Raw genomic sequence first — 14964 nt, 5'->3', positions numbered from 1 at the left:
TATTGAAGCTAGTTAAATCAATTACATTTTAACGTAGAAGGCTTTGCATAAAGCCTTATACTCGGCACTATACTGATTATTCTCATCTCTGATTGTTAGGTCGTTAGACATCACGCTCAGAGGTGATGTTGTTTTACGTAAACAAAACAATAAACGGCTGATTGGTTTTTTAGGGGTGGTCTTAACCCGAGTTTGTCTGGTTAATTGCATGTTTAACGATAAAGCCAATTCGATAACTAGCTCAGCCTGCTTTATCGGTAAGATTAAATTAAATTCTCCCTCGTCAGATAACAAATTGTCAGCAGCTTGTAATAACTGTTCAAACCCCATGTGTTTAGTGTGCCTTGCTAAGTTTTTATTTGGGCTGGCGCTTAACAATGAATCTTCAAAATAAGGCGGGTTGGAAACTAAAAGATCAAAACACTGTTTTTCAATTTTTTGTTCATGTTGCCAAGTTAAAAAGTCATGGTGGAATACAGTAACTTGTGAAGCCCAAGGTGATTGATCAACATTAAATTGAGCTTGTTGATAAGCGTCTAAATCAATCTCTAATGCTGATATATTTGGTATATCCGTTAACGTTTGACTGCGTTGAGCTAACATTAATGCAATCAGCCCTGTTCCGGTGCCAATATCCAGAATGTTTTTAGCATGACCAATATGGGCCCATGCGCCTAATAGAATCCCGTCGGTATTCACTTTCATTGCACATTGTTGATGCCAAATAGAAAATTGTTTAAAACAAAAGTCGGCTGGCGCAGGACTTCTCAAGATTAGGGTATCCGTCTTGTAACTAATTCCGCTATAATAGCAAAATATTTTGCATTGATGTTTTGTAAGTTAGTCGTTAGTGACAGCTTTACATCAATATTGTGTTTTATCCATCGTTTAGTTATTCAGGAATATTAATGTCGTTTAGTGAGTTTGATTTAGATCCCCGCCTTGAAAAAGGCATTCACGCAATTGGTTATAGTCAACCAACGCGGGTTCAAAAGTTAGCGATTCCTGAGGCTTTGGAAGGACTTGATATTTTAGCCAGTGCGCCAACGGGGACAGGTAAAACCGCGGCCTTTTTAATTCCAGCTATTCAATATTTGTTGGACTTCCCTCGCAATTCCCCTGGTTTTGCTCGTGTATTAGTATTAGCACCTACCCGTGAATTGGCTTATCAAATATTTGAAGTCGCACAGGAATTAACAAGTTTTACTGATTTAAAATCTGGTGTGGTTACTGGTGGAATTAATTACGGCAGCCACAGAGAAATTTTTGAAAAAAATAATGACATCTTAATTGCGACTCCTGGGCGTTTAATGGAATACATGGAAGCGGAAAGCTTTCACTGTGAGAATGTTGAGATTTTAGTCTTAGACGAAGCTGACCGTATGTTAGATATGGGATTCAGAAGTTTCATGTCGACCATTGCAGAGCAATCTCGTAACCGTAAACAAGCCATGTTGTTCTCGGCCACGCTTGAAGGTCGCGGTATTATTGAGTTTAGTAACCAAGTATTAAATGAAGCAGCTCAAATTGATGCAGATGCACCACGTAGAGAGCGTGGGAAAATTGTACAGTGGACTCACTTAGCAGACAATATAGAACATAAGTTTGCTTTATTAATGAGTTACTTACAGTCTGAAGAAGTGACCAAATCCATTGTATTTGTTAAAACCAAAGAACGTTTGGAATTAGTCGTTCAGTTTTTACAATCTCAAGATATTGTTGCAACTTATTTGCAAGGCGATATGCCACAAGATAAGCGTTTAAAAGCCGTTGAGCGTGTTAAGTCAGGTCGTTCAAATATCTTAGTTGCAACAGATATAGCAGCGCGTGGGTTGGATATTGTCGATATCAGTCATGTTATTAATTTTGATATGCCACGTAGTGCCGACGTCTATGTACATAGAATTGGTCGTACCGCTCGTGCTGGCGCCAAAGGTTATGCGATAAGCTTAATTGAAGCCCATGAAATGGGTGTTGTGAAAAAAATTGAACGTTATACAGACCAAACCTTTAAACATAGAAAAATTAAAGGGTTAGAACCTAAACATAAAGAAGCAGCAGTACCGGTAAAACGTAAAAAGCCACATAAAAAGAAATTGGCTAAAGCTGCGAAAAAGAAGAAAAAGTAAATTGAAACCAAGTGGCCTTTAATATTTATGAGTGATCAGCCTAAACAATTTGGTAAGACGTTCTCCTTTATATTTTGGGGATTATTACTGGTTTCTCTGGTTTATTTTTTTGAAGATAAATTAGCCGAACAAATTAACCCTAATTCAGAGCCTAACTCATACCAAGTGGGGGATGTGCAGATATTGGAGTTACAACGTAATCGTTACGGCCACTATGTGACAAGTGGCTTGATAAACCAGATTGACGTTGAATTCATGTTAGATACTGGTGCCACCAATGTTGCTGTGCCGCAAGGTGTGGCAGATAAAGTTGGGTTACGAAAAGGCAGAGCCGTGCAAGTGCATACCGCGAATGGCACTGCCACCGCTTATACAACGGTTATTAACCAGTTAAATCTAGGTGAGATTCAATTGTATGATGTAAAAGCCAGTATTGTACCTGGCATGGCGGGCTCACAAATTCTATTGGGCATGAGTGTATTAAAACAAGTTGAGTTTCGACAAGTGGGCGATCAACTTACATTAAAACACCATGTTAGATAATAAAAACGATAAAACACATAATCAAAAATTGTAAGTAATTGAAATGCATAAACCTTATATAGAGCAACAAGTTAGCCGCGCATTAAGTGAAGATTTAAATGGACAGAGTGCGTTTGATGGAGACATTACAGCACAACTCATTCCGCCAACTCAACAAGCCATTGGTAAAGTTATCACCCGAGAATTTGCCATCATTTGTGGTGTAGAATGGGTTAATGAAACTATGCAGCAAGTAGATTCTAGTCTTGAGGTGGAATGGTTTGTTAAAGATGGTGATGTCGCTAAGCCTAATCAAACTTTATTTATTGTAAAAGGCCCAGCTCGCGCTATTTTGACAGCAGAACGAACGGCATTAAATTTTTTACAAACCTTATCAGCTACCGCGACAACAACACATCAATATGTGTGCGAAGTTAAAGCATTAGGCAGTACGACTAAAATTTTAGACACTAGAAAAACAATACCAGGTCTGCGTTTAGCGCAAAAGTACGCGGTAAAATGTGGTGGTGGCCAAAATCATAGAATTGGCTTGTTCGACGCTTATTTGATCAAAGAAAATCATATCCAAGCCGCTGGTGGAATTAAACAAGCAGTAAGTCGTGCACAAGAGTTAAATCCTGGAAAAACCATTGAAGTGGAAGTTGAGACCGAACAAGAGTTAATTGAAGCGATTGATGCGGGTGCACATATTGTGATGTTAGATAATTTTGATGTTGAACAAACCTTACGTGCTAAAGAGTTAGCCGATGGTCGCGTTAAACTTGAAGCGTCTGGCAATATGGATGGTGAGAAATTCAAAGACTACGCTCGTTTGAATGTGGACTTTATTTCAATTGGTGGTTTAACAAAACATGTTGAAGCCATTGATTTATCTATGCGCTTTTCTGAAATATAAACAAATTCTCGCCACAAACTGGCATCTGAATAAATCTGAACTATTATCTATTTTGGGGACAGGGTAGATAATAGGGACGGTTATGTTAGTTTCAAATTCAAAGGGATTTACACTCATTGAGCTTATGATAGTCGTCACTATTTTAGGCGTCCTTTCTTGGTTTGCGATTCCCAAATATCAAAATTACAGTTTAAAAGCCACGGTCTCAACTCAAGTCAACTCGGCCATCCGGCCATTACAAAATGCCATCTTCGAATACGTCGCTTATAACGGAGTATTACCTACTAGTTTTTCAGATTTGGCCAATATTGGTTTTGTTGATAACGATGGCAAACAATACGATGCAGCAAGTGACTTTGCTAATGGTGCAGTTTCCGGTATTGATGTTGATTTCCCCAGTGATACGACAAACAACATCACTTTAGGTGTGCAATTTGCGTGTACTTCTATCGGATCAGGCTGTAATAAAATAGCACCGAAAGCACTACAAACCTTGACCGCAGAAGTCTCTGTTATTCTAAGTAACAATGGGTCGGTCAATATACGATTAGACCCAAGCCGTGAAGCCAATTTAAAGTTTAAAGGTTTTTTACCTAGTTTATAAATGTTCCTGAACCATGGATTTGGGAGGAGAAAAGGAGAGCGTCATGGCAAAAATCATGGAAGGTATTTTAATAAAACACTTATTAAACCAAGGCGCGATAAATCAAAGTGACATTGAATTATTAACAAAAAATGTAGATAAATACTTAACGGTGCCATTGGCTTTGGTAACGGAACAAGTTATGACTTGTGATCAGCTTAGGCAATGGAATTGTGCTTTATTTGATATTGAAGTATTTGAGCTAAGTACATTCGATTTTAATAGTTGGCAATTTAAACATCATTCTTTATTAGAAGAGCAATCGGCTTTTTTACAAGAACATCAGATTTTGCCTATTTCAATCCATAACCAAGTTGTGACGTTAGCCACGGCTGAGCCCTCCAACTTAACGGTGCAGACGACCTTCGAATTTAATAGCGGATTTCATACTGAGTTAGTGTATTGCGACCCTATTTTATTACAGCAAAAATTGAATGAGTTATTAACTGGCAAGGTGCACACGTTATCGGAATCTCAGTCTGTTCAACAGCAAGTGCCGTCAACCACTGCTTATCAAGTAAGCCAAACACAAAGTCCTGCAACAAGTAATATTAATCATGTAACAACACATAAGGAGGAAAAACATGCCGGCCAGAGTTCAAATACTCTTAATGAGCCGACAGAACCCATCATAGGTTATGTGGATAAAATATTACGACAAGCAATAAAACAAGGTGCATCTGACTTACATTTTGAACCTTATGAACACAGTTACCGCATCAGATTCAGAGTTGATGGGGTATTACATAATAAAGGTAAGCCGCCGGAAAGTTTAAATAGTCGATTAGCGGCACGTATCAAAGTCATGGCCAATATGGATATTGCTGAGAAACGTAAACCACAAGATGGTAGGTTGAAATTCACCTTTGATAAACAACACGTTGAGTTTCGTGTCAGTACATTACCTACTATATGGGGAGAGAAAGTCGTATTAAGAATTTTAGATACCCAAGGTAACTTAGCTAATGTTAAAGCTTTAGGCTTTGATAAATACCAGGAGCAAACGTATCTAACTGCACTTTCCCAACCTCAAGGATTGATCCTAGTTACAGGGCCAACAGGCTCTGGCAAAACATTGACCTTGTACAGCGGTCTTAACGTGTTAAACACGGAAGACATTAATATATCTACTATTGAAGATCCGGTGGAATACCATTTACAAGGTATTAATCAGGTGCAAGTAAATGGCAAAGCTAAGTTAGATTTCGCCAATAGTTTGAGGGCTTTTTTACGCCAGGATCCGGATGTGGTTATGGTGGGTGAGATCAGGGATTTAGAAACGGCAGAAATAGCGATAAAAGCGGCCCATACTGGTCATTTAGTTCTTTCTACTTTGCATACTAATTCTGCGGCTGAAACATTAAATCGTTTAACCAATATGGGCATCCCAACTTACAACTTAGCAAGTGCTATCTCACTTATCATCGCACAGCGCTTGGTTCGTTGTTTGTGTGATTATTGTAAACAGCCTGAAACGGATATCCCAATTAAAGAGTTAGTGAAGCAGGGGTTTGATATAACTCAGCTAAACGCAATCACTTTATATAAAGCAAAGGGATGTAAACGTTGTAATCAAGGTTATAAGGGGCGCACTTCCATAGTTGAATTATTAAAACCAAACGCAAACGTCCGACAGTTAATCATGCAACAGGCCAATGTATTAACGATACAAACTGAAGCGATAAACGGTGGCATGGTGTCGTTAAGGCAAGCTGGTCTTAACAAAGTGATCAAAGGGGTGACCAGCTTGGAGGAAATCAACCGAGTGATCAGCTATTAACATCTGATTTATGTCACAGGTTAATAAATAGGAACAATAATCTTGTTTAATAAAAAGCGTATGTTTATTTATCAAGGGGTAAATAGTTCCGGTCAAAAAGTCACGGGAAAACTGGCAGCGCATTCAAAACGCCAAGCAAAAGAGCAACTTGTCGTTCAAGGTTTTACTTCCATCCAGTTGGGGGCTAACGCTACATTTAGGTTATTTAATAAAACACTATCTAAAGACCAGATCAGCGACTTTACAAGAAACTTAGCAACCTTATTACAAGCGGGTTTACCAATCGTCACCAGTTTGGAGATCATGAAAAAAGATGTGATGCATTATGGCTATCGGCGATTATTGTCGAGACTCATTGGGCGTTTGAAAATGGGCCATGTTTTATCTGAAGAGTTGGCGTTTTGGCCAACCTACTTTAATGAATTTTATTGTCAATTAGTTGAAGCGGGTGAGTCTGTTGGGCGCATTGATGAAAGCTTTGTTAGATTAACTCTCTATCTTGAACACAAACAGCAACTAGCGAATAAAATTAATAAAGCTTTAATGTACCCAAGCGCAGTGATCATTGTGGCACTGATTGTTGTTGGTATTTTGATGGTAAAAGTGATCCCCAGTTTTCAGGATATTTTTGCTAGTTTTGGCCGAGCGTTACCAGAACCAACCATGATGGTGATTGCTTGGTCTCAAACGATTCAACAGTATTGGCATTATTTTTTTGTCGTCGCCTTATTGCTGGTCTTCATCGTTAAACTTAGTTGCCGATTTTATCGGGTTAGGTTAATGAGAGATGCCATTTTATTAAAATTGCCATTATTTGGTCCTATCATCATTAAGTTTAACTACGCCAATATAAGCCAAACTTGTTATACCCTATTTGCCGCAGGGATCCCTATTCACCAAGTTTTGCAGTCCGCGGCCAAATCGTCGACTAATTTGATTTATAAAAATGCACTTTTAGAGATTCAAGCTCATGTATCTTCTGGTACTATGTTGCATCGGGCAATGGAAGATAAACACTTGTTTTCAGATACATTTATTCAATTGTTGGCAATTGGTGAAGAATCGGGAAAACTAGAATCTTGTTTATTCAAAATTAATAAGATTTATCAAAGTGAAGTTGAGTATGACATTGAAAAGTTAACTAACCTCATCGAGCCTACCATTATGCTGTTACTAGGCATATTAGTTGGCGGGTTAGTTTTGGTCATGTATTTGCCTATTTTTGACATAAGCAGCTCATTGTAAAGGCTCATTAGCAGAGTGTTATAGGTTGCACATTGACCAAAATGAAAGATAAACCGAACTTAATACTAACGCGGAAAATGTAAATCATATGTTTGAACCAATAATATTGTTATTACAAACCAACCTATTTTTCTTTGTAACAAGCGTGACGGTTTTGTCCTTGTTAGTGGGTAGTTTCTTAAATGTGGTGATCTACCGATTGCCTAAAATGATGGAAAATGAATGGCATTGTGATTGCCGCGAATTATTAAAAGATGAGTTAAAAAAACCATCAAAAGGGAAAGCGGAACAAACACCAGAGATGTTCAATTTAGTTAAGCCAGATTCACATTGTCCGAGTTGTAATGCGCCAGTAAAAGCTTGGCAAAATATCCCAGTTTTAAGTTACTTATTATTGAAAGGTCAATGTGGCACTTGCCACAATAAAATCTCTAAGCGTTATCCTGCAATCGAATTATTAACGGCGGTGGCATCTGCTGTAATTGCGTATAAATTTGGTTATTCAGCCCAGAGCTTAATGTTGATACCGATAACTTGGGTATTTGTAAGTCTTATTTTTATTGATATTGATCATATGTTATTGCCCGACCAGCTAACCTTGCCAGTTTTATGGGCTGTATTGGTTGCATCTCATTGGACTGTCTTTTTAACACCAATGGAAACCATATGGGGAGCCGTTGCCGGGTATTTATGTTTATGGACAATTTACTGGGTATTTAAACTCGTTACTGGCAAAGAAGGCATGGGGCACGGCGACTTTAAATTACTCGCAGTCATTGGAGCGATAGTTGGTGTTATTAAATTACCTATGGTGATCCTAATGTCATCTATTGTGGGGGCGGTCGTTGGTATAACTATGATGTTTATGGCTAAAGCTGGGCGTGATACACAAATTCCTTTTGGGCCATATTTGGCCATTGCCGGCTGGATTGTCATGTTATGGGGTAACGAAATATTCAATTGGTATATTGGGTATTTATAATGAATGATAAATTGGTTATAGGTGTTACAGGCGGTATTGGTTCTGGTAAGTCGGCACTTACTAGAGAGTTTGAAAAACTGAATGTGATTGTGGTTGATGCCGATGTGGTTGCCAGAGAAGTTGTTGCGGTAAATTCACCGGTACTAACGCAAGTAGCACAGCAATTTGGTGCAGATATTTTGTTATCGACGGGTGAATTAAACAGAGCTAAATTACGCGAAATTGTGTTCAGCGATGAACATAAAAAACAAACATTAAATGCCATCATGCACCCCGCGATTCGTAATGAAATGATCAACCAATTACACAACGCCCAATCACCATATGTTATTTTATCTGCGGCGTTAATTTTTGAAAATCAATTAGATAAGCTTACGGACAAAGTGGTGGTAGTGGATGTACCAGAAACTCTGCAACTAGAGCGAGCATCCTCAAGAGACAGTGTTGAGCAGCAACAAATTCAAGCCATAATGGCGAGCCAATGGACTAGGCAGAGAAGAAATGAGCAAGCCGACTATATCGTCCCTAACGATGGCGCTATTGCTCTCTTAGCTGAACAAGCTAAAAACTTAAATACCAAATTTTTACAATTAGCTGCGGATAAGCTGATTAATGTAGCGAATTAATGTGAAATGCATTAATGTTTATCTGGTTATATTTTGACCTTCACTATTAATAATAAAAGACACTAAAATGAATTTAGCGATATACGAACATCCTTTGAATGAAAGAGTACGTATTTTGATGCGCTTAGAGTTACTGTTTGGTTTATTGGATGCAAATAAAGATGTTAGTAAACCAGTAAATATTCATTCTTTTTTTAATGCCTTGTTTAACTGCATTGAAGTACTAGAAAGGAATGATATACGACCCACTTTGGCATTTTATTTAGATCTTCTAGAAAAGAACATGATCCGGTGGTCAACCCATCCTGATATTCATAATGATTCATTACAAACCAAGCTAAAAGAAGCCATTAAGTTACAAAACCAAGTGGCGACCATGAGTAAAGCTTGTCATACATTGAAAGATGATAAGTTTCTTGCCAGTTTAAGACCTCGTTTTGCTATTGCAGGTGGTACTTGTGGTTTTGATTTACCTCAGTTGGATTACTGGTGTAATAAGCCGCTGGAATTAAGAACACAAGATGTTAATGAATGGCTTGGTATTTTAGGACCTTTACGTCAAGCGTTGGATTTTTCATTGTTGTTTTTAAGAGAATCTACGCCATTTGAGAAAAAGTCGGCGATCAACAGCTTTTATCAGGACGTGTGTGGAGAGCAAGTGTCTTTGTTAAGAGTGAAATACGATGCTGATTTAGGGGTATTCCCAATGATAAGCGGCAGTAAACATCGTTATGCAATTAGCTTTATGATGCCAGATAAAATGTTAGTTAAAACCAGCGTAGATGATACAATCGAATTTCAATTATCAACTTGTTAAAAAAGTATTATGACTACAGTAGTGAAATGCCCAACCTGTGAAACCGCCGTAATTTGGCAACCTCTTTCTGAATTCAGACCATTTTGTAGTGAGCGCTGTAAGTTAATTGACTTAGGTGAATGGGCGAGTGATTCAAGAGTGATCTCAGAGCCAATTCAAGGTGCTGTCATGTCCGAGGCTGATTTAGATGCTATGGAAGCGTCATTTGCAGAACAAGATAATCAATTCTTTAAAGAGTAGGGTGCTGTATTCCAGTGTTAGATATTTCGAGTAACGTTTCTATTCCTGATGAAGAAATTGAATTAACCGCAATAAGAGCGCAAGGCGCAGGTGGTCAAAACGTTAATAAAGTCTCGTCGGCAATTCATCTAAGGTTTGATGTTAATGCTTCAAGCTTGCCTGAGTTTTATAAACAACGATTATTAAAACTCAATGATAAACGCTTAACTAAAGATGGCGTAATCGTATTAAAAGCGCAGTCGCACCGAACACAAGAAAAAAACCGAGAAGACGCTCTTAAAAGGCTCGTTGACTTAATCAAGAGTGTTAATGTCCCCGTCAAAGCAAGAATACAAACGAAGCCAACCAAAGCCTCTAAAACCCGCCGTTTAGACAGTAAAAAGAATAAAGCCCAAGTTAAACAATTACGAGGCAAAGTCGGCTTTGAATAAAAGTCAGTTTGCTCTCCATCAGCAAAGAAATGTTACTGTAGCTATTCGCTGATTGTCCACAGTCGGTTAAATGTAGTTAGCAATGCAACATGCAGAACACCATACGAGTAGACGTCGAACAAAATAATTATTTTTAACAGCACTTTGATTTTACTCAGCTGGTTGCCTAAAAACGGCTACGTAATTCCACTTTGAGGCGCTATCTGCAACACGTTAAATGAAAGCGCTTTTACTATCCACCATATTAGGGGTAAGGTTAAACCGAGCAGAGTTTTATATAAACATTCATTTATATACTGAACTAATAAAAACAATAAGGACTATTATGAAAACATTTTTTAAATGGCTCATTTACTTTATTATTACTGTGGTAATAATTGCAGTTGGCATTAACTTTTATAACAACTGGCAGCAGCAAATAGATGAGCAAGAGAAAGCGCTGGCTCCACTAGGTCAATTACCTGAAAACATAGAACCTACCCATTACGACTTAACGTTACGAGTTGACCCAGATCAAGGTACTTTTTCTGGGGAAGTGATCATAGATGTAAACCTCAAAACTCCGAGCACTGAGCTTTGGTTACATTCCGAAAATATTACGGTTTCAACCGCAAATTTTATTACAACCGATAATCAAACAACCCCATTAACGTTTAAAGAGATGGGACACTCAGGTGTTGCAAGGTTGACTTCAAGTACTGAATTACCTGCTCAAAGTGCGAGTATTCATTTTGTATTTAATGGCGAATTAGCCTCTGATTTATCAGGCCTTTATTTAGTTAAAGACGGTGGATTAAACTACGCCTTTACCCAGTTTGAATCTGTATTTGCCCGCATGGCATTTCCTAGTTTTGATGAGCCTAGATTTAAAACCACTTACGACATTAAGCTTGAAGTTAAAGATCAACATAAAGGTTTTACTAATACACCACAAATTGCAGAAAGCCAATTATCCGATGGATTCAAACAGCTTACCTTTGCCACCACAAAGCCTTTGCCAACTTATTTAATTGCTTTTGCTGTGGGGGATTTAGATGTAGTGGAGTATGCAAACATACCCACGACTGCTATTCGCGATAAAGAAATTCCGTTACGGGGTATCGCGACAAAAGGCAAAGGCAAAGACTTAACTTATGCCCTTGAAAATACAGCTGACATTCTTGCAGAGCTTGAAAAGTATTTTGCGATTCCATATCCGTATGAAAAATTAGATATCGTTGCTGTTCCTGACTTTGCGGCTGGAGCAATGGAAAATGCGGGGCTCATCACTTACCGTGAGCAACTATTATTGTTGGGTGATAATCCTACGCTTGATCAACAACGTAGTTACGCCAGTGTTCATGCACACGAATTGGCTCATCAATGGTTTGGCAATTTAGTAACCATGCAATGGTGGGATGATATTTGGCTAAACGAGTCGTTTGCAACTTGGATGGCCGACATCACGATGAATGAATGGAACCCTGATTTTGGTTTTGCTAGAGGCATGGTTCGTAGCGGTCATGGTGTGATGAAACAAGATGTATTTGTTGATACTCGTCAGATCAGAGAGCCTATCAACAATAACGGTGACATTAAAAATGCATTTGACGGTATTACCTATCAAAAAGGTGGCGCTATGTTACAAATGTTAGAAGATTATGTTGGTAAGGATGACTTCAGGGAGGGCGTTCGTTATCACATGCAACGTTTTGCTTTTGGTAATGCGACGGCCATCGACTTTATTGATTCAATTGAACATTTTACTGAGAAACAAAATATCAAAGTGGCGTTTGAAAGCTTCCTTAATCAAAAGGGAGTGCCACTCATTTCAGTGGATTATCAATGTGATGACGCTGGAGTAACGGCTGATATTAGTCAAACTCGCTATCTACCAATTGGGGCACGCTCAAGCTCAGACCAAACATGGACATTGCCTGTTTGTTTAACGTTAGTGAATAACGACAACAATCGAGAAGTTTGTACATTGCTAGATCAACCTTCAGATACCCTGACCATTGCTGGCGCGCAATGCCCAGTTGCGGTTATGCCGAACACGGGTGGTAAAGGTTATTATCGTTGGACAATGCCAGCACAAAAACAGCAATCTTTAATGTCGAATTTTGGCAAACTTGATGGCTCTGAAAAATATTCGGTTGCGAGCAATTTAGTGGCTGAATTCCGGGCCGGAAGAATCAGTGTGTCGGAGTACTTGGTAGCAATTAAAACTATAGTGTCTGACACTGATTGGGACTTAGTGACACAACCTGTTGGCGAAATAGAGTTTATTTCAAATAACTTAGCCGGAGATGATGATCAAGTTAAAATATCTCAATATTTAAATTCACTGTATGACAGTAAATTGGAGTCACTAGGTTTATATGCAAATACACAAGCGGACTTAGATGACCCGGTTGCGACTAAACTGTTAAGAAAGAAGATCATTTCACTTGTGGCATTAACGCTGAAGCAGCCTGAATTACTTAACCAGTTAGCTCAAATGGGAGAGGAGGTTATTGGCTACAACAAAGGTAATCAACTCAATACAAGTGAGCTAGATCCAGAGCTTTTATTACCGGCATTAGCAAGCGGTGTAGAACTGCACGGACTCCCATTTGCTAAAGCTGTTTTAGCGCAGCTGGAGAATACGGATGACGGTACTTTACGCCAACAATTATTAACCGCGGTCGCTCGCTCGAATGACCCAGCAGTCAGTGAATTAGTATTAGATACTATTACCTCATTATCCATTAGGGTAAATGAACGTATTACGTTGTTAGTTACTCACATGAGTAGAAAGGAAAATCAACGAAATGTGTACCAATGGTTTAAAGATAAATTCTCATTTATTGAGTTGGTGATCCCAAAAAAATACTTAGGTTATACCCCTATGATAGGTTCTGGTTTTTGCAGTAAAGAAATGCGTGACGACGTTGAGGCGTTTTTCACTGCCAAATTAGATCAACTTGCAGGAGCTGAACATCATTTGTCTACCACCCTTGAACGTATTGAAATGTGTAGCCAATTAAAGGCTCAACAACAGGGTATCAACTTATAATTTAATTTAAATAAAGACCATATGAGGCCTATTGAAAACATAGGCCTTTTTACTTCATGGAACAAAAGAAAAATATTAAAAACCAAACGCTCTAAGTTATTAACCTAATGCTAATATTCAAGAAAACTTATGAAAGGTACTTCAATGAAAGCACTCGTATTTGTATTATCCATTATTTCATTTCCACTGTTGTCAACGGTGATTCCAAAACAACCTCATATTTATGTTGAAGGACATGCTGAGCAAGAGGTTATTCCCGATCAAATTAAAATTTCAGTTTCTGTTACGGCCACTAACATGGATGCTGATATCGCTAAGTTAGAAATAGATGAAAAGTCGCTAAAATTGTTTGAAGCAACAAAAGCGTTAGGGATCAAACAAGAGCAGATCACGGCGACCCCAATACAAATATACCCAGCAATAGAGCATCAAAACGGTAAGAGTGTAAATGTGGGCACACGAGTGAGTCGTAATATCGATATTTTGCTACATGACCTTGCTATATATCCTGCGTTAAATGATGCACTGGTGGAAGCTGAGATCACCTCTAAAATATCTTCAACGGTTGAATTATCTGATGAACGTTCAATTAAAAAAGGGGTATTAATGTTGGCGGTTAATGACGCTAAATTAAAAGCGGCTGAATTAGCGGCAATTCATGGAAAAGAAATTAAAGACGTGTATTCAATATCTGAATTTAAAACAAGAACGGAAGACGCTTATAATTTAAGACCAAACCAAGAATTGTATGGTCAGTCATATAATACGGCTCAAGTAAGATATAGAGTGCCACCAGGTTCGAGTGTTTTTAAGATTGGTAAGATGAGAGTTACAGCAACGGTTTTTGTTGTTTACACAATGGAATAAGTTGGTTGTATTCATTAACATCAATTGCTAACTTGGTAATATACTTAAATATAAAGATATTTAAGACATGTGCTGAAGATGGAATTTAATCACATTTAAATTTTTATTATTAGCCAGTAATCTAATAGAACTTCATAATGATAAAGGAATAAATAATGGCGAGTTATAAATCGTTTCTAGCACTTTTATTTAGTGTATCGATTATAGGCTGTAGTGCGATCCCTGCAAATGATGAAATTAAGGCCAATCACTTCAGATTTGTAAACTTTAAAAGTGATACAGGTGCCTTGTTAGAATATGTTCATTTAATGTGTTTTCGTAAAAAGCCAACTGAATGGACAGAGCCTAAACAATTTGAAGCTGGTGAGCATAGCTTATGGGTAAAAGCGAACATATCTCGACTGGACTTTGCCAATAGTAAAACGGAAGCTTTTGTTAACTTCAAGGTAAAACTAGAAGCTAATAAAACGTATACGCTTAAGAGAAAGCTTGAAGGGCAAAAAATATTAATGTGGATTGTTGATGTTGAAACGGGACAAGCGGTATCTGAAGTGTTAGAAGGTGAATTAAAAAAAGAACCTATTTACCTTGGCAACAAACGAATAAAAACCTGTCGTTCAGGAACGATTTAACACTTATACTAATTGATAACCAAGTTTATCAGTTATAAAAAAGGCCATCTAAATAGATGGCCTTTTTGTTTTTTATGTGTGTCTCGTCCTGAAATGT

The 14964-nt window shown here is 38.1% G+C and carries 15 protein-coding genes; 14 read left to right on the top strand and 1 reads right to left on the bottom strand.

The genetic code is table 11. The features are described from left to right. Positions 1-21: 21 nt before the first annotated feature. A complete protein-coding gene (locus tag KO505_RS17230) occupies positions 22-771 on the bottom strand; it encodes a tRNA1(Val) (adenine(37)-N6)-methyltransferase (protein ID WP_216056709.1) in 750 nt (249 codons plus the stop codon). 137 nt (positions 772-908) lie between these two features. On the opposite strand from KO505_RS17230, the gene srmB reads away from it, so the two are divergent. The 14 genes from srmB to KO505_RS17160 all read left to right on the top strand — a co-directional run bounded on the left by srmB (position 909) and on the right by KO505_RS17160 (position 14867). After that, positions 909-2129 (top strand): ATP-dependent RNA helicase SrmB, encoded by a 1221-nt coding sequence (gene srmB, locus KO505_RS17225; protein WP_216056708.1) that lies wholly within the window; start codon positions 909-911, stop codon positions 2127-2129. A 27-nt stretch (positions 2130-2156) separates the two neighbouring features. Then, the gene (locus tag KO505_RS17220) at positions 2157-2672 is read left to right on the top strand and encodes a TIGR02281 family clan AA aspartic protease (RefSeq protein ID WP_216056707.1); all 516 of its coding nucleotides are present in this window, start codon (positions 2157-2159) and stop codon (positions 2670-2672) included. A 37-nt stretch (positions 2673-2709) separates the two neighbouring features. After that, positions 2710-3567, top strand: coding sequence for a carboxylating nicotinate-nucleotide diphosphorylase (gene nadC, locus KO505_RS17215; RefSeq protein ID WP_371820018.1), 858 nt, complete (start codon positions 2710-2712; stop codon positions 3565-3567). Between the two features lie 82 nt (positions 3568-3649). Then, complete coding sequence (locus tag KO505_RS17210; RefSeq protein WP_216056705.1) at positions 3650-4171, top strand: prepilin-type N-terminal cleavage/methylation domain-containing protein; 522 nt, start codon at positions 3650-3652, stop codon at positions 4169-4171. Between the two features lie 43 nt (positions 4172-4214). Then, on the top strand, positions 4215-5990 hold the full coding sequence (gene pilB, locus KO505_RS17205) for a type IV-A pilus assembly ATPase PilB (protein ID WP_216056704.1): 1776 nt from the start codon (positions 4215-4217) through the stop codon (positions 5988-5990). A 42-nt stretch (positions 5991-6032) separates the two neighbouring features. Then, a complete protein-coding gene (locus tag KO505_RS17200) occupies positions 6033-7235 on the top strand; it encodes a type II secretion system F family protein (protein WP_216056703.1) in 1203 nt (400 codons plus the stop codon). An 88-nt stretch (positions 7236-7323) separates the two neighbouring features. Beyond that, positions 7324-8217, top strand: coding sequence for an A24 family peptidase (locus KO505_RS17195; protein WP_216056702.1), 894 nt, complete (start codon positions 7324-7326; stop codon positions 8215-8217). Beyond that, positions 8217-8843: a dephospho-CoA kinase gene (coaE, locus tag KO505_RS17190; protein ID WP_216056701.1), complete on the top strand. Its 627-nt coding sequence runs from the start codon at positions 8217-8219 to the stop codon at positions 8841-8843. The genes KO505_RS17195 and coaE overlap by 1 nt, the downstream gene beginning before the upstream one ends. Positions 8844-8910: 67 nt before the next feature. Then, positions 8911-9660, top strand: coding sequence for a cell division protein ZapD (locus KO505_RS17185; protein WP_216056700.1), 750 nt, complete (start codon positions 8911-8913; stop codon positions 9658-9660). Positions 9661-9669: 9 nt separating this feature from the next. Then, positions 9670-9900, top strand: a complete 231-nt coding sequence (locus tag KO505_RS17180; RefSeq protein WP_216056699.1) for a DNA gyrase inhibitor YacG — start codon at positions 9670-9672, stop codon at positions 9898-9900. A gap of 14 nt (positions 9901-9914) precedes the next feature. After that, complete coding sequence (gene arfB, locus KO505_RS17175) at positions 9915-10331, top strand: alternative ribosome rescue aminoacyl-tRNA hydrolase ArfB (protein WP_216056698.1); 417 nt, start codon at positions 9915-9917, stop codon at positions 10329-10331. A 325-nt stretch (positions 10332-10656) separates the two neighbouring features. After that, positions 10657-13368 carry a M1 family metallopeptidase gene (locus KO505_RS17170; RefSeq protein ID WP_216056697.1) on the top strand — a complete coding sequence of 904 codons (2712 nt, stop codon included), beginning with the start codon at positions 10657-10659 and terminating at the stop codon, positions 13366-13368. Between the two features lie 129 nt (positions 13369-13497). Further along, positions 13498-14235 (top strand): SIMPL domain-containing protein, encoded by a 738-nt coding sequence (locus KO505_RS17165; RefSeq protein WP_252731903.1) that lies wholly within the window; start codon positions 13498-13500, stop codon positions 14233-14235. Between the two features lie 155 nt (positions 14236-14390). Next, on the top strand, positions 14391-14867 hold the full coding sequence (locus KO505_RS17160; protein ID WP_216056696.1) for a hypothetical protein: 477 nt from the start codon (positions 14391-14393) through the stop codon (positions 14865-14867). Positions 14868-14964: the final 97 nt, after the last annotated feature.

Origin of the sequence: Psychrosphaera sp. F3M07, assembly GCF_018860345.1 — a bacterium.
In the GTDB taxonomy this organism is placed as follows: domain Bacteria; phylum Pseudomonadota; class Gammaproteobacteria; order Enterobacterales; family Alteromonadaceae; genus Psychrosphaera; species Psychrosphaera aquimarina.
This window is presented reverse-complemented; position numbering and strand designations above follow the sequence as displayed.

What these genes read in the sequence shown, in the direction of transcription:
- srmB (WP_216056708.1), top strand. Translation starts at nt 909, where the DNA reads ATGTCGTTTAGTGAGTTTGATTTAGATCCCCGCCTTGAAAAAGGCATT.
- KO505_RS17220 (WP_216056707.1), top strand. Translation starts at nt 2,157, where the DNA reads ATGAGTGATCAGCCTAAACAATTTGGTAAGACGTTCTCCTTTATATTT.
- KO505_RS17210 (WP_216056705.1), top strand. Translation starts at nt 3,650, where the DNA reads ATGTTAGTTTCAAATTCAAAGGGATTTACACTCATTGAGCTTATGATA.
- pilB (WP_216056704.1), top strand. Translation starts at nt 4,215, where the DNA reads ATGGCAAAAATCATGGAAGGTATTTTAATAAAACACTTATTAAACCAA.
- KO505_RS17195 (WP_216056702.1), top strand. Translation starts at nt 7,324, where the DNA reads ATGTTTGAACCAATAATATTGTTATTACAAACCAACCTATTTTTCTTT.
- coaE (WP_216056701.1), top strand. Translation starts at nt 8,217, where the DNA reads ATGAATGATAAATTGGTTATAGGTGTTACAGGCGGTATTGGTTCTGGT.
- KO505_RS17185 (WP_216056700.1), top strand. Translation starts at nt 8,911, where the DNA reads ATGAATTTAGCGATATACGAACATCCTTTGAATGAAAGAGTACGTATT.
- KO505_RS17180 (WP_216056699.1), top strand. Translation starts at nt 9,670, where the DNA reads ATGACTACAGTAGTGAAATGCCCAACCTGTGAAACCGCCGTAATTTGG.
- KO505_RS17170 (WP_216056697.1), top strand. Translation starts at nt 10,657, where the DNA reads ATGAAAACATTTTTTAAATGGCTCATTTACTTTATTATTACTGTGGTA.
- KO505_RS17165 (WP_252731903.1), top strand. Translation starts at nt 13,498, where the DNA reads ATGAAAGGTACTTCAATGAAAGCACTCGTATTTGTATTATCCATTATT.
- KO505_RS17160 (WP_216056696.1), top strand. Translation starts at nt 14,391, where the DNA reads ATGGCGAGTTATAAATCGTTTCTAGCACTTTTATTTAGTGTATCGATT.